The organism is Nocardia pseudovaccinii NBRC 100343 (assembly GCF_001613225.1).
Lineage (GTDB): Bacteria > Actinomycetota > Actinomycetes > Mycobacteriales > Mycobacteriaceae > Nocardia > Nocardia pseudovaccinii.
In genome coordinates this window covers 26,502-48,309 of sequence record NZ_BDBY01000144.1, presented here as the reverse complement: position 1 = coordinate 48,309, position 21,808 = coordinate 26,502, and the positions used below count along the sequence as shown (strand labels likewise).

At 65.5% G+C, this 21,808-nt stretch carries 18 protein-coding genes and 1 pseudogene; 12 read left to right on the top strand and 7 right to left on the bottom strand.

Annotation, left to right across the window (positions count from 1 at the left end; all coding sequences use genetic code 11):
- The first annotated feature begins 90 nt into the window (after positions 1-90).
- From NP3_RS17455 to NP3_RS17435, 5 genes are all read left to right on the top strand, one after another.
- Complete coding sequence (locus tag NP3_RS17455; protein ID WP_063042589.1) at positions 91-1,020, top strand: DMT family transporter; 930 nt, start codon at positions 91-93, stop codon at positions 1,018-1,020.
- Between the two features lie 172 nt (positions 1,021-1,192).
- On the top strand, positions 1,193-1,840 hold the full coding sequence (locus NP3_RS17450; RefSeq protein WP_245720985.1) for a class I SAM-dependent methyltransferase: 648 nt from the start codon (positions 1,193-1,195) through the stop codon (positions 1,838-1,840).
- Positions 1,841-1,984: 144 nt separating this feature from the next.
- Complete coding sequence (locus NP3_RS17445; RefSeq protein WP_063042585.1) at positions 1,985-3,340, top strand: WS/DGAT/MGAT family O-acyltransferase; 1,356 nt, start codon at positions 1,985-1,987, stop codon at positions 3,338-3,340.
- Between the two features lie 46 nt (positions 3,341-3,386).
- Entirely contained in the window at positions 3,387-4,142 is a 756-nt protein-coding gene (locus NP3_RS17440; protein WP_063042583.1) for a class I SAM-dependent methyltransferase, read from the top strand.
- A gap of 202 nt (positions 4,143-4,344) precedes the next feature.
- On the top strand, positions 4,345-5,469 hold the full coding sequence (locus NP3_RS17435) for an NAD(P)H-dependent flavin oxidoreductase (protein WP_063042581.1): 1,125 nt from the start codon (positions 4,345-4,347) through the stop codon (positions 5,467-5,469).
- Positions 5,470-6,142: 673 nt separating this feature from the next.
- Here NP3_RS17435 and NP3_RS17430 read toward each other — a convergent pair.
- Both NP3_RS17430 and NP3_RS17425 read right to left on the bottom strand, forming a co-directional pair.
- A complete protein-coding gene (locus tag NP3_RS17430; protein WP_245720984.1) occupies positions 6,143-7,084 on the bottom strand; it encodes an oxidoreductase in 942 nt (313 codons plus the stop codon).
- Between the two features lie 156 nt (positions 7,085-7,240).
- Entirely contained in the window at positions 7,241-8,020 is a 780-nt protein-coding gene (locus tag NP3_RS17425; RefSeq protein WP_063042579.1) for a GntR family transcriptional regulator, read from the bottom strand.
- A 177-nt stretch (positions 8,021-8,197) separates the two neighbouring features.
- Between NP3_RS17425 and NP3_RS17420 the strand changes: the two genes are divergently transcribed.
- On the top strand, positions 8,198-9,613 hold the full coding sequence (locus tag NP3_RS17420) for an ABC1 kinase family protein (RefSeq protein ID WP_084508657.1): 1,416 nt from the start codon (positions 8,198-8,200) through the stop codon (positions 9,611-9,613).
- Between the two features lie 237 nt (positions 9,614-9,850).
- Here NP3_RS17420 and NP3_RS17415 read toward each other — a convergent pair whose 3' ends face one another.
- Positions 9,851-10,525: a GDSL-type esterase/lipase family protein gene (locus tag NP3_RS17415; protein WP_245720983.1), complete on the bottom strand. Its 675-nt coding sequence runs from the start codon at positions 10,523-10,525 to the stop codon at positions 9,851-9,853.
- Positions 10,526-10,541: 16 nt separating this feature from the next.
- Here NP3_RS17415 and NP3_RS17410 point away from each other — a divergent pair, with 16 nt between their 5' ends.
- Both NP3_RS17410 and NP3_RS17405 read left to right on the top strand, forming a co-directional pair.
- Positions 10,542-11,330 carry a 2OG-Fe(II) oxygenase family protein gene (locus NP3_RS17410; protein WP_063042615.1) on the top strand — a complete coding sequence of 263 codons (789 nt, stop codon included), beginning with the start codon at positions 10,542-10,544 and terminating at the stop codon, positions 11,328-11,330.
- A complete protein-coding gene (locus NP3_RS17405) occupies positions 11,314-12,081 on the top strand; it encodes an SDR family NAD(P)-dependent oxidoreductase (protein WP_245720982.1) in 768 nt (255 codons plus the stop codon). Before NP3_RS17410 ends, NP3_RS17405 begins: the two co-directional genes overlap by 17 nt.
- Position 12,082: 1 nt before the next feature.
- On the opposite strand, the gene NP3_RS17400 is transcribed toward NP3_RS17405, so the two are convergent.
- Positions 12,083-12,919 carry an SDR family NAD(P)-dependent oxidoreductase gene (locus tag NP3_RS17400; protein WP_063042573.1) on the bottom strand — a complete coding sequence of 279 codons (837 nt, stop codon included), beginning with the start codon at positions 12,917-12,919 and terminating at the stop codon, positions 12,083-12,085.
- A gap of 205 nt (positions 12,920-13,124) precedes the next feature.
- On the opposite strand from NP3_RS17400, the pseudogene NP3_RS17395 reads away from it, so the two are divergent.
- Positions 13,125-15,496 (top strand): annotated as a pseudogene (locus tag NP3_RS17395) (lysylphosphatidylglycerol synthase transmembrane domain-containing protein).
- Here the strand turns inward: NP3_RS17395 and NP3_RS17390 are convergent.
- Positions 15,497-16,204: a methyltransferase domain-containing protein gene (locus NP3_RS17390; protein WP_063824801.1), complete on the bottom strand. Its 708-nt coding sequence runs from the start codon at positions 16,202-16,204 to the stop codon at positions 15,497-15,499.
- Positions 16,205-16,324: 120 nt separating this feature from the next.
- Between NP3_RS17390 and NP3_RS17385 the strand changes: the two genes are divergently transcribed.
- The gene (locus NP3_RS17385; protein ID WP_063042613.1) at positions 16,325-16,933 is read left to right on the top strand and encodes a TetR/AcrR family transcriptional regulator; all 609 of its coding nucleotides are present in this window, start codon (positions 16,325-16,327) and stop codon (positions 16,931-16,933) included.
- Positions 16,934-17,042: 109 nt separating this feature from the next.
- On the opposite strand, the gene fadD5 is transcribed toward NP3_RS17385, so the two are convergent.
- On the bottom strand, positions 17,043-18,614 hold the full coding sequence (gene fadD5, locus NP3_RS17380; protein ID WP_063042571.1) for a fatty-acid--CoA ligase FadD5: 1,572 nt from the start codon (positions 18,612-18,614) through the stop codon (positions 17,043-17,045).
- A 336-nt stretch (positions 18,615-18,950) separates the two neighbouring features.
- Between fadD5 and NP3_RS17375 the strand changes: the two genes are divergently transcribed.
- Both NP3_RS17375 and NP3_RS17370 read left to right on the top strand, forming a co-directional pair.
- On the top strand, positions 18,951-19,925 hold the full coding sequence (locus NP3_RS17375; RefSeq protein WP_084508656.1) for an NAD(P)H-dependent flavin oxidoreductase: 975 nt from the start codon (positions 18,951-18,953) through the stop codon (positions 19,923-19,925).
- 140 nt (positions 19,926-20,065) lie between these two features.
- Complete coding sequence (locus NP3_RS17370) at positions 20,066-20,704, top strand: Uma2 family endonuclease (RefSeq protein WP_063042568.1); 639 nt, start codon at positions 20,066-20,068, stop codon at positions 20,702-20,704.
- A gap of 21 nt (positions 20,705-20,725) precedes the next feature.
- Here the strand turns inward: NP3_RS17370 and NP3_RS17365 are convergent, their stop codons facing one another.
- Positions 20,726-21,685, bottom strand: coding sequence for an MBL fold metallo-hydrolase (locus tag NP3_RS17365; RefSeq protein WP_245720981.1), 960 nt, complete (start codon positions 21,683-21,685; stop codon positions 20,726-20,728).
- Between the last annotated feature and the right edge of the window lie 123 nt (positions 21,686-21,808).

Genomic DNA, 21,808 nt, shown 5'->3' with positions numbered 1-21,808 from the left:
AATTCATCGCTCGTCCATCCATCCCGTGATGGGATGTATTCGTATAGGCTCCGATTCGATCGGAAGCGAGCAGGGCGAGATGGTGAAGCGATGACGCAGCGCGGGTGGGTGCTGTTCTTGGCGATGGGCGTCATCTGGGGCGTGCCCTACGCGATGATCCGGATCGCGGTCGAGGATTTCGACCCGATCGCGGTGGCATTCGGCCGGACGTTCCTGGGCGCGCTGATCCTGCTGCCGATCGCGCTATACACCAAGACACTCGCCCCGGTGTTCCGGCGTTGGCGCCCGCTGCTGCTGTACACGCTGGTCGAGATCACCGGACCGTGGTTTCTGATCGGGTACGCGGAGACCACGTTGAACAGCTCGACCGTCGGGCTGCTGATCGCCGCGGTTCCGCTGGTCGCAGTGGTGATCCTGTCCAAACCCATTCAGGGTCTCGGCGCCAAAATGTGGCCCAGGTACTCCTTCGCACACGATCGCTTCGACGCGCGCCGCACCACCGGCTTGATCATCGGATTCGCGGGGGTCGCTGCGCTGGTCGGCTTCGATATCGATCTGACACAGCCCGCGGCCATCGGCGCCATCGGGCTGACCACCATCGGTTACGCCATCGGCCCGATCATCATCAACCGCGGACTCGCCGATCTGCCGCCGCTCGGTGTTGTCACCGGATCACTGATTCTGGCCGCGGTGATCTACACACCGTTCGCCATACTCCGCCGACCGGCACATTTCACCGCCGACGCGTCGTGGTCGGTGCTCGGGCTGGCCGCAATCTGCACGGCCGCGGCGTTCCTGGTGTTCTTCGCACTGATCAGCGAAGTCGGCCCGGCCCGCGCCACGGTCATCACCTACATCAATCCCGCGGTGGCCATCCTGCTCGGCGTCACGATGCTGGACGAACCGCTGACCGTCGGCATGGGCATCGGCTTCCCGCTGGTCATTCTCGGCTCGATCCTCGGCACCACCCGCACCCGGGCCGCCGAGGAACCGGCCGCGACGCCGGTCACCCAGTCCTGAGCACCCGCACGCGCTGAGGGCTCCGCCGATGCCGCACGACCGGCGAGATCGATCAGTCGTCGCATACGGCCCTCCTGGCCATCGGCTTGATCCTCCCTGTCACGGGGCTTGGCGATGAAATTCAGCGTCGCGGATCGACTCGATGAAGGTGACAGGAGGGCATGATGTTCGGGTGACAGCGAACAGTCGAACCGATCCCGCGGACGTGGTCCACACCCGCGCCGCCTACGACGAGAACGCCATCCGCTACGCCGAATTCGCCAAAGATCACCTGGCGACACAGCCATTCGACCGCGCCATGCTCAGCGTATTCGCGGAACTGGTGCACGACGGTCGAGTGGCCGACCTCGGGTGCGGTGAAGGCCGAATGACCGCACACCTGGCCAGGCTCGGCCTCGATATCTTCGGGATCGACCTGTCACCACGGCTGCTCGAATTGGCGCGGGCTCAGTATCCGGCACTCGGCTTCGAGGAAGGCTCGCTCGAGCACCTCGATATCGGCGACGCCACTCTCGCGGGAATTCTCGTGTGGTACTCGATAATCCATCTGCCGCCCGAACGAATGCCCGCTGTGCTGGCGGAGTTTCATCGGGTACTCGAGCCGAGAGGGCACGCACTGCTCGCGTTCTTCCAGGCACCCGATGTCCAGGATCCGGAACCGTTCGACCACAAGGTGATAACCGCCTACCGATGGTCGCCGGATCGGCTCGCCACGCTGGCCGAACAGGCCGGTTTCACGCCGATCGCCCGGTTGGTCCGGGAACCGGATCCCGGCGAGCGGGGCCGCCAGGCGTACCTGCTCCTGGTCAAGGATCGCTGATTCGGCGAACGCGAATCCGCACCTTTCAGTAAGGTTGGGGACAGCGCACAGGGGACATGGCTGTGCGGGCCCTTATCGACATCGTGGTCGTTTTCCTTTTCACCAAGACCTCAGCACCACACCGTCGTCAGGGGGCGACAGACCATGGAGCTCATTTCTCCCATCGATGCCGTATTTCTGCTCGCCGAATCTCGCGAGCATCCGATGCACGTCGGTTCGCTACAACTATTCGAGGCACCGGAGGACGCCGGGCCCGATTTCGCGCGGCTGACCCACGAGAAATTATTGGCGGACAACGAATTCCACCCCACCTTCCGCAAGCGCCCGGCAACCTGGCTCGGCGCACCGCAGCTGGCGTGGACCCAGGACGAGCACGTCGAACTCGGCTATCACCTGCGTCGGTCGGCGCTGCCGAGTCCCGGCAGCTTCGCTCAACTGCTCGAACTCGCCTCCGACCTGCACAGCGCCCTCCTCGACCGGCACCGCCCGCTTTGGGAAATCCATGTGGTGGAGGGCCTGAACGACGGCCGCTTCGCGCTCTACTCGAAGATGCATCACGCGCTGATCGATGGCGTCGCCGCGCAGCGAGTGCTGCAGCGAACGCTCACCAACGATCCCACGGCGAGCGAAACACGCGTGCCGTGGAACCTGCCTCGATCGAAGCGCAAGGCCGAGCCGTCGGGCTCGCTGCTGGGCGGGCTCGCGCGAAATCTGTTGTCGGCGGCCAATTCCGGGCCCGCCGCGCTGCGGGTCGCGCGCGCCGCATTGGTGCAGCAACAGTTGACCATGCCCTTCGAGGCGCCGCGCTCGATGTTCAATGTGCCGATCGGCGGCGCCCGCCGGTGCGCGGTCCGGTCCTGGCCGCTGGAGCGGGTCAAGCAGGTCAAGAAGGCGACCGGCACGACCGTCAACGATGTGGTGCTCGCGATGTCCGCCGGTGCGTTGCGCGCGTATCTGATCGAACAGAATGCGCTGCCCGATAAGCCGTTGATCGCCATGGTTCCGGTCTCGCTGCGGACCGATGAGGACGATGCCGAGACCAGCGGCGTCAAGGTCGGCGCGATCCTGTGCAATCTCGGCACCGATATCGCCGATCCGATCGAACGGCTGCGCGTGGTGAGCGAATCGATGCGTCGCAGCAAAGAGGTCTACAACTCGCTCTCGCCCATCCAGACCATGGCGCTATCCGGGTTGATGCTCAGCCCGCTCGCCCTGACCCTGCTGCCCGGCATGCTGTCGTTCGCGAATCCGCCGTTCAATATCGTCATCTCGAATGTCCCGGGCCCCAAGGAACCGCAGTACTGGAACGGCGCGCGCCTGGACGCCTCCTACCCGATGTCGATTCCGTTCGACGGGCAGGCGGTCAACATAACCCTCACCACCAATGTCGACAGTCTGGACTTCGGGCTCGTGGGCTGCCGCCGCAGCGTGCCGCGACTGAACAGCCTGCTCGACCACCTGGAGAATTCGCTGGCCGAACTGGAGCAGTCGGCCACCTGAGGAGTCGAATCGCCCACGTCGCCAGTCGATAAGCCGAGGCAGGCGGTTGACTCTTTACAACCACACCGGGCAGACGTACGCGCGGACCCGGCAACCGGATCCGCGTATCGCCGCGGTCATCGATGACGCGGTACGTGACATGGACTCGATCGTCAACATCGGCGCGGGCAGCGGATCCTACGAACCGACCGGCACCGTGATCGCGGTCGAGCCGAGCGAGGTGATGATCGCGCAACGTCCGCCCGCCGCCGCACCCGCGGTACAGGCGGTCGCCGAGCAACTGCCGATCCACACCGATGCCGTCGATGCCGCCCTGGCCATCCTGACCGTGCACCACTGGACCGACCTCGATCGCGGCATCGCCGAACTGAAACGGATCGCCCGCCGCCGCATCGTCATCCTCACCTGGGACCACACCGTCTACCGCGAATTCTGGCTGGTCCGTGACTATCTGCCCGCCGCAGCCGTAACCGATGCGCGTTTGGCCGTCCCACTCCCGCGCCTCGCCGCCCTGTTCGGCGACGTATCGATCACCCCGATCCCGGTCCCGCACGATTGCGTCGACGGCTTCGGCGGCGCGTACTGGCGACGGCCCGAGGCGTATCTGGACGAAACCGTGCGCGCGGGAATGTCGATGCTGGCGATGACTCCGGCGGCACTGCTACAGGACGGACTGAACCGGCTCCGCGACGATCTCGCCACCGACGCGTGGTCCACCCGGTATGCCGACCTGCTCGGCAAATCCCACCTCGACCTGGGCTACCGGCTCGTCACCGCCGAACTCTGCTCCGGTCGGCCGTAACGGCTACCCCGAGAAAACTAGAACGTGTTACATTCGATGTCAGGCGTCCGCGCCTGTCGACGAAGCTACCGTCGCGTCATGGCGATATCTGCGGCAGTCGGCCGAATCGGCAGCGCGGGCCGGTGACCAAATATGCAACCCGTTCCAGCACTCGTCAGCCGTTGCGATCCGGCTGCTGAGCAAGTAGGGAGACCAGCACGCCATGCGTACCGAAATCTGCGACCGGCTGGGGATCGAATTCCCCATCTTCGCCTTCACCCATTGCCGCGATGTGGCGGCCGCGGTCAGCAATGCCGGTGGACTCGGCGTGCTCGGTGCGGTGGGCTTCACCGCCGAGGAATTGGAAGTCGAACTGGCCTGGCTCGACGACCATGTGCACGGTGTGTACGGCGTCGACCTCGTCATCCCGTCGAAGTACGAGGGCAAGGGCATCGATGACCTGACCCCCGAACAACTGGAAGCCAAACTGGCGGAACTGGTTCCGCAGGGACACCGGGACTTCGCGGAGAAGCTCCTCAACGACCACAATGTCCCGCATCTGCCCGACGGTGAGCACCACAACCAACTTCTCGGTTGGACCGCGACCACTGTCGCACCGCAGATCGAGGTGATCCTGCGCCATCCCAAGGCCAAGCTGGTCGCCAATGCCCTCGGCACCCCGCCGCCGGATGTTATCGAGCAGATCCAGGGATCCGGACGGCTCATCGGCGCGCTGTGCGGTTCGGTGAAGCATGCGCTCAACCACAAGCGCGCTGGCCTGGATTTCGTTGTCTGCCAAGGCACCGAGGGCGGCGGGCACTGCGGTGAGATCTCCTCGATGGTGCTGTGGCCGCAGGTGGTCGATGCCATCGGCGATATGCCACTGCTGGCCGCCGGTGGCATCGGCAACGGTCGCCAGGTCGCCGCGGCCATGGCGATGGGTGCGGCGGGTGCGTGGACCGGCTCGCTGTGGCTGACCGTCGAGGAGGCGAATGTGCCGCCCGCGCAGATGCAGACCTACATCGAAGCCACCAGCCAGGACACTGTGCGCTCGCGGTCCTGGACCGGTAAGCCGTGCCGCATGCTGAAGAACGACTGGACCGAGGCCTGGGAGGCGCCGGAGAATCCGGATCCGCTGCCCATGCCGCTGCAGATGATGGTGGCCCTGGACGGCGTCAAGCGCGGGCACCGCTATCCGGAAGCCGCCAAGGATGTGAACTTCAATCCGGTCGGCCAGGTCGTCGGCATGATGAACAAGGTGGAGCGCTCCGCCGATGTGATCGCCCGGCTGATCAACGAGTACGTCGAGGCGTGCGACCGTCTGAACAAGCTGAACAGCGCTCTTTGACGTCCTTCTCCCGCCTGAAGCCTGAAGCTGATGGCGGGAGATCCGGTCTGCGGGCTATGCCGCGCTTCCGGTGAGTTCCTGCTTCAACGCCGGTCGCTGTTGCCCCACAGTGGGATACAGGCGGGGAAGTTGTACCGAAGCTGCACACTCGATACTGCCATCGACTGATGGTCGACCGTGAGTCGTCCGCAACATGTGGGCGGTCTGTCATTGACACCACGCCCAGCGGATCGTTGGGCGTCGTCATCACTCCCGCGGCTGGGTAGCCGACCGTCGGTGCACGCGGTATACAAGTGATTCGCACGGTTGGAGTGCGAGCGCTCGCGTCAGTCTTGGGAGGTCGGCATGTATCCCTGCACCAACCCTCGGTGCGGAAGTCGCGGACATAATGAGCCGGAATGTCCGAACCTGGTGCACGCCGATCTGCCGCAACGGCGAAATTTGGTGGTGCTGGGCGTACTTGCCGTCGCGATCGTGAGCTCACTGGTCCTCGCCGCCTTCGCCGCGGCACCGCATTGATACCAAGCCAGTGCCGCGTCCAGCCAGTTCTGAGGTAATCGAGATCCGTCGAGCGTAGTCACATGGCGGCGCCACTGGGCGTGTCGTGCATCGTTTCGACTGCGCTCGGCGAGCGAGCCGGACCTGATGCGGGGCAACCTATCCGAGCGGGGCACTAGAAGTCGTAACGCACACCGGTCAGGTGCTCGCTGAGCTCCCACAGTTTGCGCGCGGTCGAGCGGCGGTAGGCAAGTGGATTACGCAGTGTGCGCCGCGGATATCCGGCGAACTCGAAACCCGGTCCCACATAGGAGTTTCCGCGCACTTCCGGAACCGTGGCGGCGTACAGCTGCGGCAATGCGCCCATGCGGTCGGACTGGGCCAGCGCGAACAGGATCGCCTGCGGGATCGCCGCCAAGACGCCGCTCACACCCTTCTCACCGTTGCGGTCGTAGAGATGGGTCGCCGACACTCCGGGATGCGCGGCCACCGCGCGCAGGTCGGAACCGGCCGCGCGGGCCCGGCGTTCCAGTTCGGCGGTGAACAGCAGATTCGCCAGTTTGGACTGACTGTAGGCGGGCCAGCGCAGATAGAGCCGCTGCCAATTCGGGTCGAGCCAATTGATCACGCCGACCCACGCGGCGACCGACGATACCGTCACCACGCGCGGCCGTTCGGCGCGCAGCAGTGCGGGCAGCACGCCGCCGGTGAAGGCGAAGTGCCCGAGGTGGTTCGTGCCGAATTGGGCGTCGAACCCGTCGGCCGTGCGTGAGCGCGGCAACGCCATCACGCCCGCATTGTTGATCAGCAGATCGATCCGCCCGATGGTGTCGTTGATCTGCTCGGCCGCCCGCGCGACCGAGGCCAGATCGGCCAGATCCAGCTGCAGCACTTCGGGTTCGGTCCCGGTGGCTACCGCGGTGACCGCATCCAGTGCCGTCGCGGCCTTCTGCGGATTGCGGCAGGCCAGCACAACGTGTGCGCCCTTGCTCGCCAATACCTCAGCGGTGCGCAGGCCGAGGCCGCTATTGGCACCGGTGACCACGACGGTCTTGCCGGATTGATCCGCGATATCCGCAATGGTCCAGCGGCGCGGCAGGATTGGTACCGATTTCACAGAGAACTCCTGGTTGATCAAGCGCAGATCCCGACGATGCCACCGAAGACCGGGGCCGAGCATGGCCAGCTCTGGGAGCTCGGTCGACGCCTTCACGGCCATAGACCTGGGGGCAAAAATGACCCAGACAGTCAATTCGGAAGAATCGAGGAGCGATCAGGCGGTCGCCGCGTGCTCCGCATCCTCGTGGCCCTCGGCCCCGACATCGAGCAATTCCTCGAACCGGGCGATCACCTTGTCGTGATACAGCCCGAACAGATCCTCGAACAGCGCGAGCTGCGCATCGGACGGCCCGAAACCGGAATCCCACACCGCGACCAGCGCACGCCATACCAGAACATGCAGATCCGCCGCACCCGCGAAGAAGGCCTCGACGGCCTCGGGTACCTCGAGCACCATCTCGCCGATGGAGTTCATGATCGCGCGCTGCATGCTCAGCCCGAGTGCGGTGAGCAGTCGGCGGACCAAGCCGACCTCGATGGCCAGGATCTGCCGGAAGTCGGGAACATCCTGCCGGGCAAGCGATTCCAGTTCATCGATCTCGGCCTTGAGTTCGGCCGGGTCGATCTCCTGCTCGCTGCTGGTGTATGCGAGCAGCGCCTCCATGACGATGCCGCGCTCCACCTCGACGATGTCGTGGAACATCTCGATGGCCACATCCGGCATCGGAACCGAGAACCGGAACAGGTGCCGATACACATCGATGCCGCCCGCCTCACGGACATCGCGGATCGTGAACCCCTTGCCGCGTCGCGCCTCGACGAATCCGTACGATTCCAGCCGACCGAGGGTCAACTGCGCGGTCGCGCGGTTCATATCGAACTCTTCCGCGACCTGACGGACCGACGGCATCAAATCCCCCGGCTGATATTCCCCTGCGGCAACCCGGCGTGCCAGCTCATCGGCAACGTCGGCGACTACCGTTTGGGATCCCATCGAGATGCCACCTTTCGACTTGGTTCCGATACGTCCCAGACAGTCTATGCCCTCCTGTGCGAGACTGCACCTGTGTAACACTGGTCAGCGTGCAGTGTGAGGTGAGTCATGACAATTCAGCGTGGCGACGGTCGATCGGCCGAGAGTTCGACAACTAGACGCGCACGCATTTTCGCGATGAGGTCGAACGGTAAACCTCCTGTTCGCACGGCGGTTCGCAATGCGAAATTGGCGGCGCTGCCGGTCGCTTTCGCGGGCCGTCAGGCCGCGGGCGTTGGTAAGCGCGCGCTGGGCCGACCGGCCGGTGAGGTCAATCGCGAAATCCAGATGCGCACCGCACAGCACATGTTCGAGGTACTCGGCGAGCTGAAGGGCTGTGCCGCCAAACTCGGTCAGCTGCTTGCCATTTACGAACTCGCACTGCCGCCGGATCTCGCCGAGCCGTACCGGATCGCGCTGAGTCGGCTACAGGATTCCGCGCCGACGATGCTCCCGCGCTCGGTGCACGCGGCGATGGCCGCCAGCATGGGGGAGAACTGGCGTTGGCATTTCCGGGAATTCGATGATCGGCGCGCGGCCGCGGCCTCGCTCGGCCAAGTGCATCGCGCGGTATGGCGCGACGGTACCCCGGTCGCGGTGAAGGTGATGTATCCCGGCGGTAGGCAGGCGGTCGCGAACGAGCTGGATCAGTTGCGCCGGATCTCGATGCTGGCAACGGTTTTCGTGCCCGGTGCGGATGTCAAAGGCGTGACCGAGGCGATCTGCTCCTGTGTGCTCGACGAACTCGACTATGCGGCCGAGGCCGAATCTCAGCGGATCTTCGCGGCGGCCTACGCCGATGATCCGGATTTCTACATTCCGCGGGTGATCGAACAGCGCGGCGATGTGCTCGTCACCGAATGGCTGGACGGTACGCCGCTGCCGCGCGTCATCGCCGCCGGTACGCGCGCCGAACGGGATCGGGTCGGCATGCAGCTGATTCGGTTCATGGCCTCCAGTTGGATCCGCAGCGGTCTGCTCTACGGCGATCCGCATCCCGGCAATTTCCGGGTGCTGCCGGATGGGCGGCTCGGCGTCGTCGACTTCGGGGCCTGCACACCGTGGCCGACCGAGGGTTTCGAGGAGTTCGCCTTCGACTACTGCGATGCGCTGTTCAACGGCGGCCCCGCGGAATTGGAGGCGGCGGCACGCCGGCACGGCTTCTGCGAACCGGGCCGGGTACTCGATGCCGAGGATCTGTTCCATGTGGTCGCGCCGTGCATCGAACCATTCCGGCACGCGAATTACCGGTTCACCATGCGCTGGCTGCGCAAACAGGTACTGCGCGTGACGAATCCGCGGCTGTCGAATGCCTTGCGTCAGGGCACGATGCCCGCGCGCTTCACACCGTTCGCGCGATCGATGCTGACGCTGATCGGTGCGATCGGTCAGTTGGAGACCGAGGGTTCGTTCCGCGACGAGGTCGGGCGCTGGCATCCGACGCTGCACGAGTTGGTGATTCGGCCCGTCGCGGAGGGCGCGTTGCCGGTCGATCTGGCGGTGGCTCGGCAAAAGCGCGCCGACGCGGATGCGCGACGGATGTCTGTCAGCTGAGTACAACCGCGCTGGCCTGCTCGGACGCCGCGGACGGAACTACCCGGGACACTACGTCTCAGACAGTGTGGCCGTTGCTCGCGGGCCGGGGGCATTCCGGCGTCGATGAGCGTCCGGCGTTTCCAAGGTTCGCGGCCCACCGACGATTCCGACTCCCCGGCGATGGGTGGATGCCGATCATCGCGGGGCCTCGATCGGCTCGTCGCCGCCCGACTGTCGGGCACTTTTCCGGATCGCTCAGCGCGCCAGCCAGTCTCGCCAGTCAGGGTGGACGAGCGCGGCCAATTCGTCGTAACCCGCCGCGCCGGGATGTGCGCCGTCACCCGCGCGCACCTCGCGCATCCATACCGCGCTGTCGCGCAGCGTTTGATGGACGCGCACGTAGGGAACCGCGGCGGCAGCGCAGATTTCGGCGAAATGTTCGTCGAGCGCGGCGGTCCTGGCATTCTGCTCGGCGTCATCGATGGGCGGCGGCGCGACGACCAGGACCGGAAGCGCGGCGGCCTGTGTGAGCAGTTCGGACAGATTGGCCGCCGATTGCCCGGGTGCGACTCGGGGCCCTCCCTCGATGAACGTGGTGTCGTTGACGCCGAACGAGACGACCAAGCGAGCATCGGAGCCGTCCGGAAATCGGGGCCCGCATTCGGTCTGCCAGCGGCCGAGGATCTCGGTCGAGGTCTGCATCCGCACACCCAGGTTGTACATGGTGAGCGGCTGGCCGTTCGCGTACGTCTGGGCGGCCAGGCGGCCGACCCAGCCGAGGCACAGCGGGTCGCCGACACCCGCCACGAAAGAATCACCGATGAAGCACACGCGTAGGTCGTTCCACATCCGGTGATCTTCGCAACTGCTGAGCCGGGCTACCGCCGGGGCACGAATTCCGCTCGTGCCCGCTAGGATCGCTGTGGTCATTCGGGAGGGATTCAAGTTGACAGGGGTAGCCGAATCCGCAGTGACCGCGGCGCCGCCGTGGTTCACGGATTTGTTCGCGCATCGGCGCTGGATTCGCCGAGTCGAACCGTTTCCGCATATCTACGCCAGGAATGTGTTCGTGCCCGCGTTCTACGGGCGGCTGGCCGATGAGCTGGCGCGGGTGCGCCGCGAGCGTCCGGAGGCCTTCGGAGCGGTAGCGGCGGACTACGGTGCGGTCGGGGCCTCGCTGGCGGGACTGCGGGACGGTCCGTTGGCGCTGTTCCTTTCACGGGAATGGCATGACCTGATCGCACGAGTGGCGGGGGTGGCGACGACCGGTGATGTCGAGGGGTCGGTGCACCATCATCGGCCGGGTAGTCCGTCGGGGTCACCGCACAATGATCTGAATCCGGCCTGGTTCAAGGGTTCGGCGCCCGAGCCGGGCGAGGTCAGGACCGTGGATCCGGAGGTGGATCTGAAGACCGGCCCGCGGCCGCCGGAGGTCTTCGCGCGGGAGACGGTGCGCGCCGTCGCGGTGCTGTTCTATTTCGGCAATCCGGACTGGCAACCGGGCGATGGCGGCGAAACCGCGCTGTATTCGCATATCGGCCCGAATCCGGTTCCCGCACTGACGATTCCGCCACTGGACAATTCGCTGCTGCTGTTCGAGTGCACACCGCGCTCATGGCATACGTTCGTCGGCGACAACGCCGCCGCGCGCAATAGCGTGGTGATGTGGCTGCACCGGCCGAAGGAGGATGTGGTGCGGCGCTGGGGAGGAGACAGCATTGCGCAGTGGCACTGAACGCCGGGTATGTCTGCTCACCGGAGCCGGAGGTGTCCTCGGTGACACCTTCTGCCGGGGCCTGTACACCGACTACGACATCATCGCGGTCTGCCGCAATCGCACCCCGGCCGCACCGTCCCAGCTCGAATGGTTCGTCGATCCCTTCGAACCGGAAATGCCGGTGCCGGAGAACGATTCGCGGATCTTCGTGATCAGGGCCGACCTGGCCGAGGCGGGTGAAGTCGAGCGCGTCGTCGATATCGCACTTGCCCGCTTCGGGCAGATCGATCTGCTGGTCAACAATGCCGCGCACCGCCGATTCCAGCCACGCGGCATCGTCGACGGCGATGCCGCACTCGACGAATTCGATCCGCATTTCGCGCTCAATGTCGGTGTGCCGCTACGTTTATCGGCTCGCTTGGCGCAACGGAGCTGGGTGCATGCCGGGGACGAGAACCGAGCCCGCAATCGCAATATCGTGAATGTCTCCAGCATCGCGGGCTCGCGGGTGTACCCCCGCGGACAGGCGCTCTACGCGGCGTCCAAGGCGGCGCTCAACCACCTGACCCGGCATATCGCGGCCGAATTCGAGGAGTTCGGAGTGCGGGCCAATGCCATCGCGCCCGATGATTTCCCCGCGACGGTGTCCACCGAACAGGTGGTGCGGGCCATTGTCGAACTCGATCGAGGCGAGATGAGCGGCGAAGTGTTCACCGTCGGTGTGGCGGCCGAGGGTGGGCGTCACGCACTCGGTGCGGACGCCCACTGACCTATGCCGTTCCGGTGATCTCTTCGGACATCGTCCAGAGCCGTTGCGCGAGTTCGGCATCCACCGCCTGCTTGTTCCGCGGCTCCTCCACCTTGAACCGGTGGAAGTACTTGCCGTTGATCTCGTCCGGCGTTGTCGCCAAGTGCACCAACGGATCCGCGCCTTTGTCTGCCCTGATGAAGAAGGGCCGTGACAGGGGCGAGCGGATGAACGCGCCGAGGCCGAGCGGAGCATTGTCGTAGACGTGGGTGGCGACCGCACCCGGATGGAATGCGGCGGTGACCAGCCCGGTGCTCTCGGTGCGGCGGGCCAGTTCCCTGGTGAAGATGATGTTGGCGAGCTTGGAGGTGCCGTAGGCGCCCAGCTGATTGAACGAACCGGTCGAGGCGTTGACGGTGTCGAGGTCCAGCTTCGCCATCCGGTAGGTCATGCTCGCGGTATTGACCACCCTGGCCTGCGACTGCACCAGCCGATCCAGCAGCAGGGCGGTCAACAGGAACGGCGACAGGTGATCGACCTGGAAGGTCAGCTCGTTGCCGTCATCGGTGACGGTGCGTTTCGCCCATGCGCCGCCCGCGTTATTGGCGAGCACATCGATGCGCGGATAGCGATCGAGGAGCTGATCGGCAAGTTTGCGCACCTCGTCGAAACGGGCGAAATCGGCGATGAACGGCTCCGCACCGACCCGCGTCGCCACCTCGGCGGTGCGCTCCGGCGAGCGCCCGACCACCGCGACGCTCGCCCCGCGCGCCACCAGCTTCGCCGCCGCCTCGGCGCCGATGCCGGAACTGGCGCCGGTCACCACCACCGTCTTCCCGGTTAGATCCTGTGCTGCCATGTCCTGCCTTCCGTCGGCTGATTCGTCCTGATCCTCATCGGCTGGGACAGATTCGGCAAGACCGTCTACTGACCGGTAGGTCGGCGGGGCGAACTCGCCAGGACGCCCAGGCCCAGCCATCCGGGGAAGCACCGGCCCGCAACGGTAAGTTAGGCACACCCAACACCGGCAGAGGCCCGGGGGAGGCGGACGAGCGGAGCCAGAGATGCGAGTTGATGGGCGGGATATCCCGGTCACGGGGAGCCTGCTGCAACCGCTGATCCGGCGGACCAGTGACATCATCCGTGTCGTACTCGCGGCACTGTGGGTCGGCGTGGTCGTCGCCGCATCGCTGATCACCCGGCCGGAGTGGCTGGCGCTGGAACGTTCGGTCTCGAATATCGTCGGCTTCCTCAATCCGGACCAGTCCAATCTGGTGTACCTGGTCTACGGCATGGCGATTCTGGCGCTGCCGTTCGCGATCCTCATCGAACTGATCATCGGCAGGCAGTGGAAGCTGCTCGCGGGCTACGCGACCGCGGGTTGGTCGCGGGCCTGCTGCTATCGATCACCGGCACCGGATTGTCCGCGCCGCAATGGCATCTGCAGGTACCGGATCGGCTCGATACCTTCCTGTCGCAGTTCCTCGACGATCCGCGCTGGATCGCCATGCTCGCGGCGGTGCTGACCGTATCCAGTCCGTGGCTGCCGACCCGGCCGCGGCGCTGGCTGTGGTTCCTGTTGCTGGCCTTCGCACCGATCCACCTGGTGGTCAGCACGGTGGTGCCCGCGCGGGCCATGTTCGGGCTCGCGGTCGGCTGGTTGGTCGGCGCGGTGATCGTGCTGGTGGTCGGCACCCCGGCGCTGGAGGTGCCGCTGGATGCGGCGGTGCGGGTGCTGGCCAGGCGCGGACATACCGTCACCGCGTTCACCGTCGTGCATCCCGCCGGACGCGGTCCGCTGGTGCTCGCCGCGGCCATCGACGGTCCGGAGCGCGAGTTGACCGTCGAGCTGTTCGGCAAGAATCAGCGCAGCTTCGGTGCACTGCGTCAGCTGTGGCGCTGGCTCACCTTCCGCAGCAGTGAAACCGCGGCACTGCACGGCTCCATGCACCGCGCCGTCGAGCACCGTGCGCTGGTGGCCATCGCCGTCGGCGAAATGGGTCTGGCCGCGGTGCAGCAAGTCGCCGTCGCGGCGCTGGAACGCGGCTGGATGCTGTACGCGCACACCATGCCCCGGGGTAAGCCGCTCGATGAAACCTCCGACGACGACCTCGCCGGTGTATGGAAATCGCTCGCCGCACTGCACTGCGGCCAGATCTCGCACGGCGATCTGCGGCCCGTCGAGATCCGAATCGAGAACGGCGCCACGCTGTTCAGTGGATTCATCAACGCGGAATTCGGCGCGTCCGATAAGCAGCGACAGTCCGATGTCGCACAGTTGCTGGTCTCGACCACCGCGGTCTTCGGCAAGGAAGCCGCGGTGCGCACCGCCATCGACACGCTCGGCGAGCCCACGGTACTGACCGCGGCGAGCCGACTCACCAAGTCCGCCATGCCCCCCGGCATCAAGAAATCGATTCCGGACTGGGGCGAGGTGGTCTCCTCGGCCCGCGACGAGGTGCGCAAGCAGACCGGCCAGGACAAGATCGAGGCCGAGCAGATCACCCGGTTCAGCCGCAATCAGCTCATCCAGTTGGTGTTGCTGATCGGGTTGGTCTATGTCGCCTATCCGTTCATCAGCGCGGTGCCGACCTTCTTCTCACAGTTGTGGACCGCCAACTGGTGGTGGGCGCTGCTCGGGCTGGCGTTCTCGGGGCTGACGTATATCGGTGCGGCGGCCGCACTGTGGGCCTGCGCAACACGCCTGGTCAGCTTCCGCAATCTGGTGATCATGCAGGTCGCCAATACCTTTGCCGCTACGACAACACCGGCGGGCGTCGGCGGGCTGGCGTTGAGTGTGCGCTTCCTGCAGCAGGCCGGACTCGGCGCGGTGCGGGCCACCGCCGCCGTCGCATTGCAACAGGCCGTCCAGGTGATCACCCATATCGGCCTGCTGATCCTGTTCAGCGTGGCGGCGGGCACCTCGGCGAATCTGTCGCATTTCGTGCCCGACGCAACTGTGCTCTATCTGGCGGCCGGTGTGGGCGTCGGCATTATCGGCGCGTTCATGTTCGTCCCGAAACTGCGTCGCTGGCTGAACAATTCGGTGCGCCCGCAGTTGCAGGAGGTGCTCGGTGAACTCGGTGATCTGGTCCGGGATCCGAAGCGCTTCTCGGTGATCGTGCTCGGCTGTGGCGCGATCACACTCGGCCTGGCGCTCGCGCTGTGGGCCAGCGTCGAGGCGTTCGGTGGTGGCGCGTCGTTCATCACCCTCACCATCGTCACCATGATCGGCGGCACCCTGGCCGCGGCCGCGCCGACACCCGGTGGCGTCGGCGCGGTCGAGGCCGCGCTGATCGGTGGTCTTGCCGCCTTCGGCCTGCCCGCGACCATCGCCGTGCCCTCGGTGCTGCTCTACCGCGTGCTCACGTGCTGGCTGCCGGTGTTCTGCGGCTGGTTCTGCATGCGCTGGATGACATCTAAGGACCTGATCTGATCAGGCGTCCTTGGTCGCCACCAGTACGCCGGTCATCGGTGGGATCGCGGTGAAGTCCACGGTCGCGAATCCGGCTGCCCGCAACGTTTCTCGGTAGCGGCGAATATCGATGCCCGCCAGTGGGTCCGCGTGGTGTCCCGGCGCGTGCGGGTCATCGGTGCGGCGCGCGGCGAAGCGGGACATGATGCGAACCGCCGCGGGCAGGACTCTTCCGGTCGGGTGGGTGTCGGCGAGCAGCAGTCGGCCGCCGGGGCGCAGCACGCGGAACATCTGTCCCAGCGCCGCTGTGCGCTGTGCCTCTGGAATGTGATGCATGACGAACGTCGAGGTGACCACGTCGACCGAGGCATCGGGCAGAGTCAGCGTTTGGGCGGCGCCGACTTCGAAACGGCAGTTGGCGGAGCCGACACGGCCGGTCGCGTAGTCGATCATCTCCTGGGACGGGTCGATACCGATCACTCGACCGCCCGGTCCGACACGATCGGCAAGCGCCCGGACGAGTTGGCCTGGGCCGCAGCCGATATCGACGGCATGATCGCCCGGGGCGGCACCGGTCAACTCGACGAGTCGAGCGTTCAGGCTGCCCACCCGGCCGAGCAAAAAGGCCGATTTCACCGCGAGGTAGCCGCGCGGCTTGGTGATGAGAATGCCGATCTCGGAGTTCCGGTCAGCAGGTGCGTTAGTGAACTGTTGTGCGTTTCCGGTCATGAGTCCATAATCGGACCGAATGACCGGATCGACCAGAAGCAAAAGTGCGGATATTGTGCCATTGCGAACGGATTCGCACGATCTGTACGGAAACGCGGTACTCGCGTTCGGAGGATGCCGATGACCAGCACCGATCGCCGGGTGCGGCGCACCAAGAGCCTGCTGCACCGTGCCTTGATCGAGCTGATGATCGAATGCGGTTATGACCGGATCACATTGCAGGACATTCTGAATCGCGCCGATGTCGGACGCTCCACCTTCTACGCGCACTTCCGGGACAAGGACGATCTGCTGCTGGTCAGCAGTACCGAGTACCTGCGCGCAGCGGTCGCCGATGTCGAATCGGGCGCGAATGATCCTGACGCACCGCAACATTCGGAACCGCTCGCACCGCTGTACACACTGTTCCGGCTGGCATCGGCGAATCCGGAGGTCTACCGGGCGCTGCTGGGCCGCCGGGCGACCGGGGTGCTGCTGCGCTCGACGCGGCGCATGGTGGAAGAGATTCTCACCGAACAACTTTCGGGTCGCCTGGATATGGACGACGACGAATTCGCGGTGACGATGACATTTCTGTCCTGGGGCGTCGTCGGCCTGCTCGGCTCGATCGCGGATGCGGAGCCGCCGCTGCCCGCGGCCGAAACCTACCGTCGGCTCGAAGTTCTGGTCGGTCCCGGCCTGACGAGCCGGGTGTCGCACACCGAACGGGTCAGCGGCGCAGGCCGTTGATCCACGCAGGTCGGTCCGAGGGCATGACCTTCACACCGATGTGCCGATCAGCTCCACCGCCTGCGCGGCGGTGCGGCAACCTGCCGTGGTCAGTCGATTCGGCGAAAGCTCAGGACGAATAGTCCTTGCGCAACTTCACTTTCACGACCTTGCCGCTGGCATTGCGGGGCAGCTCGGCAACGATCACCAGATCCTTGGGGTGCTTGTAGCGCGCCAAGCTCTCGTTGAGGAACGGCGCCAGCTCGTCGAGGGTGAGCCCGGCGTCCGGATCGACAAGGGCGACAACGGCAACCGGCACCTCACCCCACTTCTCGTGCGCCCGCCCGACCACCGCGGCCTCGCGGATCTTCGGATGCGCGAAGAGCACATTCTCCACCTCGGCGCAGTAGATGTTCTCACCGCCGGAAATGATCATGTCCTTCTTGCGGTCGACCACCCAGAGGAAGCCCTCCTCGTCCGCGCGGACCAGATCACCGGAGTGGAACCAGCCACCGGCGAAGGCCTCGGCGGTGGCCTCCGGCTTGTTCCAATAGCCCTGCATGAGAGTCGGTCCGCGATAGACGATTTCACCGATCTCACCGGGCGCGACATCGTTCATCTCCTCGTCGACGATGCGGGCCTGGATGGTCGGGATCGGCTTACCGACCGAACCGAGCTTGCGAATCGCGTCCTTGCCCTCCAGCACGCAGGTGATGGGCGACATCTCCGTCTGGCCGAAGACCGCGACATTGACCGCGTCCGGGAAGCAGTCGGCCATGGCCCGCAGCACGGTATCGGAGGCCGGGGCCGCACCCCAGCTGAGCACCTTCAGCGCGAGCTTGCGCTGCTTGACCGTCGGCTCCTCGCAGATCATCTGCCACTGCGCTGGCACGCAGAACGCGGTGGTGGCTTGCTCGCGCTCGACGGCGTCGAGGAATTCGGTGGGATCGAACGCACCGAGCGGGTGCAGCACGGTTTTGCCGCCGAGCAGGAAATACGGTGCGAGACTGCCGAGTCCGGCGATATGGAACAGCGGCGAGGTACAGAAGCCGACCGAATCGGGCCCGATATCCGTGGCCCGAATGCTGGTCAGCGCTTGGCCGTTCATATTCGAGTGCGAGAGCACCGCGCCCTTCGGGCTGCCGGTGGTGCCCGAGGTGTACATGATCAGCGAGGGGGTGTCCTCGGGAATGTCCAGCGGCGTATGGGGTTCGCCGTCCTCGGTAAGCACATCGTCGTAGCCGAGTACTCCGTCGGCGCTCTGGCCGCCGATCACGATGCAGGTCGCCAGTTCGGGCGCCTGACCCCGCACGGCGGTGGCCAACGGCTGCAGCATGGTGTCGGTGACGATCGCCTTGGCGCCGGAATCGCTGACGATATAGGCGACCTCGGGCGGGGTGAGCCGGAAGTTCACCGGGACCGCGATGGCGCCGAGCGCGTTGATGCCGAAGACGGCCTCGAGGTATTCGGGATAGTTCAGCGCCAGGATCAGCACCCGGTCACCGAAGCCGATGTCGCGGCGGGCGAGCGCGTCGGCGAACTTCAGCGAACGCTCGTGCAACTGCCGCCAGGTGGTGTCCACACCACGGAACCGCACGGCGACCGCGTCCGGGCGCATCTGCGCATGCGACGCGATCTGGTTGTTCCAGTGGTTGCGCCGCGACCTGATCGGCTCGTCGAGCGCCTGTGCACCGGTGGTCATGCCACTCCTCTCGGACCGCCAACCGTGCGCCGGTGTATCCGACGGCGTCGACGGGCTGAACTGAGAGCAGAATAACAACTAACTTATTCCGGCGGCAAGCGATCAATATGGGAATCGCTGTTAATCGTCTCGATGTGGTGATGCTGAACCAGAAATCACCTCTAGCAGTGCTTTTATGCGCTATCTCGATGGTTGCTTCGCATCTTCGCGCGCATCCAGAGGGCGATACGATGCGAATCACGGCTCACTTACAAGTTGAACAGCAGACGATTCCCGTGTCACCATCACTGCGTATGGGCGCCACTGGCACGCCCCGCAACGCATAGGAGAAGCGCAATGCTGCGTACCAGGTTCACCGAGACATTCGGCGTCGAACACCCGATCGTGCAGGGCGGCATGATGCATGTCGGCCGCGCGGGCCTCGTCGCGGCCGTCGCCAACGCGGGCGGGCTCGGTTTCATCACCGCGCTGACCCAGCCCACCCCCGACGACCTGCGCAAGGAGATCGCGCGCACCCGGGAGTTGACCGATAAGCCGTTCGGTGTGAACGTCACGATCCTGCCGTCGATCAATCCGCCGCCGTACGCCGAATACGTGCAGGCGATCATCGAGAGCGGCATCAAGATCGTCGAGACCGCGGGCAGCAATCCGGAGCCCTTCCTGCCGTACTACCGGGAGGCCGGTATCAAGGTGCTGCACAAGTGCACTAGCGTGCGGCATGCGTTGAAGGCGCAGAAGATCGGCGTCGACGGCGTCAGCATCGATGGTTTCGAATGTGCGGGACATCCGGGTGAGGACGATATTCCCGGGCTGATCCTGATCCCGGCCGCCGCACGGGTTCTCGATATTCCGATGATCGCGTCCGGCGGTATCGCCGATGCCCGCGGTCTGGTTGCCGCGCTCGCGCTCGGCGCCGACGGCGTCAATATGGGCACGCGCTTCCTGTGCACGCAGGAGTCGGCGATCGACCAGACGGTCAAGGAACAGATCGTCGCCAACTCCGAACTCGACACCCAGCTGATCTTCCGGACCATGCGCAATACCGCGCGCGTCGCGGATAACGAGATCAGCCGCAAGGTCGTCGAAATCGAAAAGGCCGGTGGCACTTTCGACGATGTCCGCGATCTGGTCGCCGGTGCGCGCGGACGACGCGTCTTCGACGAGGGCGATCTCGACGCGGGCATCTGGTCGGCAGGCCTGGCCCAGGGCCTCATCCACGACATCCCCTCCTGCGCCGAACTGATCGGCCGGATGGTCGCCGACGCGGAGGAACTCATCACCGCGCGACTCGCCGAGAAGGTGGTCGCCTAGCTGTTCGTTACGAGCCCTGGGCTGAGCGCCCAGGGCGCGTCCGATAGTCGAGCCAGGCCCATCGACGGGTGACCACGACCGAGGTCGAGCGAGGCGCTGACCTACGATGACGTCGACTACCAACCAAAGGACGGTCATCCGTGCCGGAAGCGTTCGACTGGTCTCTGCCGAAGACCTACATCCTGCCGGTGGATATCGACGGTTACCTGTCCATGCCCGAGGACATCGCGCGCAATGTCGAGATCCGAGACGGGATGATCATCCACTGCGAATCCGCCTCGCCGAATCACAATGCGATAGCCCGAAATATCGAACGGGCACTGCTGGACGGCCATGCCAAACGCGGTTCGGCCGAGCCGTGCTTGCGGATCAACCGAGATGTGGACATGTTGGTCTCGGAGGGTCCCTTCCACTACAAGCGGCCGGACGTCATCGTCTACCGCTGCATCGATGAGCCTCGACCGAAGTGGCGGATGAAGCCGACAGCTGCGGACACCGTGCTGGTGGTCGAGGTTGTCTCGCCGACGACGATCACCGCCGACCTGGTCGACAAACGCGCCGAGTATGCCCGGTTCGGTATCCAGCACTACTGGATCGTCCGTATGGCCAACGAGGACGGTCCGGCGGTTTCGATCGAGATGCTGACGCTCAACTCTGCCGGGGAGTACGTCTCGGCAGGACATCACACCCGATCGGACCGTTCTGCCAGTGCGATCGATTCGCTGGTGCCGTTCGAGGTGCACGCCACTTGGCAGCAGCTCGACGAGGGCATCGACTGAGTTCCGCCCTGATGGGGCGGGTTACCGCTTCCGTGCTGCGAGCGCCTCGACGGCCGCGCAGTCGTGTGCGGCGACGATTTCGATGCCGTCCGGCAGTGCGTGTAGGCGGTGGATGGTGGCAAAGGTGGCGTCGCGGTCGGCGTCGAAGAGTTGGCCGGGCATTGGTGCCTTTTCGCGAATCAGCTCGACCTGGATTTTGTTCCACACCGCGTCGCCCGCGAGCAGTACCCGGGTGCCGTCGTCGACCGCGAGCAGGACGCCGATGCTGCCCGGGGTATGTCCGGCGAGGTCGACGAGCAGCACCGAACCGTCACCGAACAGGTCCAGGCTGCGCGGGAAGGTGAGCACCGGCGGGCCGTCGAGTTCGAAGGTGTCGAAGGCGCGCCCGCGCAGTGGCCCTCGGGCAACGCCGACGGGGGCATGCGGGCCGTCGAGGGCCCAGGCGCGTTCGACGGCGGGCAGTCGGATGGTCACGGAATCGGGCAGTTCCAGCAGGCCAGAGATGTGATCCCAGTGCAGATGGGTCGGCAGGACGAAATCGATCGCGTCGACGGCGATATCGCGGGCGGCCAGCGCGTCGGAGAGCCCGAGCACCGGCTTGTCGGGCGCGACCAAGAGCGGAATCGGGAACGGCAGCTCGGGCAGCACCCGGTCGTGCACACCCGCGCACAGGGCCGGATCGACCAGGAATCGTGCCTTCGGATGTTCGATCAGATAGGCCGACATGGTCATCGGCAGTTCGCGCAGGCTGCGCACGCCCTCCGCGACGATCGTGGTCGGCGCGGCCATGCGGGCCTGCATCAGGACGGTGAGCCCGACGTTCGCCTTGGTCTGCGGCAGCGGGACCGGCTCCAGACCGGCCAGCAACGCGGCATCGGGACGACGCGGGCGCAGCAATCGACCAGGCGTGGCCGCCAGTGCGCTGCAGCAGCGCAGCACGGTCGGCAGGGTGGGCGTCCGCTCGGTTCCGGATTCGGGCACGGTGCCACCGTAGGCGATCACGATAAACGACGAAAGAGCCGGGTATGCAGGACAATTCCGGACAATCCACCAGCCTGGACGACACCTTGATCGCGCCGATATCTACGGCATAATCGCAGGGGG

Excerpts from the sequence above, each read along its gene's own strand:
- NP3_RS17390 (WP_063824801.1), bottom strand. The coding sequence starts at position 16,204 with ATGACCGGAAACGCACAACAGTTCACTAACGCACCTGCTGACCGGAAC.
- NP3_RS17455 (WP_063042589.1), top strand. The coding sequence starts at position 91 with ATGACGCAGCGCGGGTGGGTGCTGTTCTTGGCGATGGGCGTCATCTGG.
- NP3_RS17400 (WP_063042573.1), bottom strand. The coding sequence starts at position 12,919 with ATGGCAGCACAGGATCTAACCGGGAAGACGGTGGTGGTGACCGGCGCC.
- NP3_RS17385 (WP_063042613.1), top strand. The coding sequence starts at position 16,325 with ATGACCAGCACCGATCGCCGGGTGCGGCGCACCAAGAGCCTGCTGCAC.
- NP3_RS17420 (WP_084508657.1), top strand. The coding sequence starts at position 8,198 with ATGAGGTCGAACGGTAAACCTCCTGTTCGCACGGCGGTTCGCAATGCG.
- fadD5 (WP_063042571.1), bottom strand. The coding sequence starts at position 18,614 with ATGACCACCGGTGCACAGGCGCTCGACGAGCCGATCAGGTCGCGGCGC.
- NP3_RS17375 (WP_084508656.1), top strand. The coding sequence starts at position 18,951 with ATGCTGCGTACCAGGTTCACCGAGACATTCGGCGTCGAACACCCGATC.
- NP3_RS17415 (WP_245720983.1), bottom strand. The coding sequence starts at position 10,525 with ATGACCACAGCGATCCTAGCGGGCACGAGCGGAATTCGTGCCCCGGCG.
- NP3_RS17425 (WP_063042579.1), bottom strand. The coding sequence starts at position 8,020 with ATGGGATCCCAAACGGTAGTCGCCGACGTTGCCGATGAGCTGGCACGC.
- NP3_RS17435 (WP_063042581.1), top strand. The coding sequence starts at position 4,345 with ATGCGTACCGAAATCTGCGACCGGCTGGGGATCGAATTCCCCATCTTC.
- NP3_RS17445 (WP_063042585.1), top strand. The coding sequence starts at position 1,985 with ATGGAGCTCATTTCTCCCATCGATGCCGTATTTCTGCTCGCCGAATCT.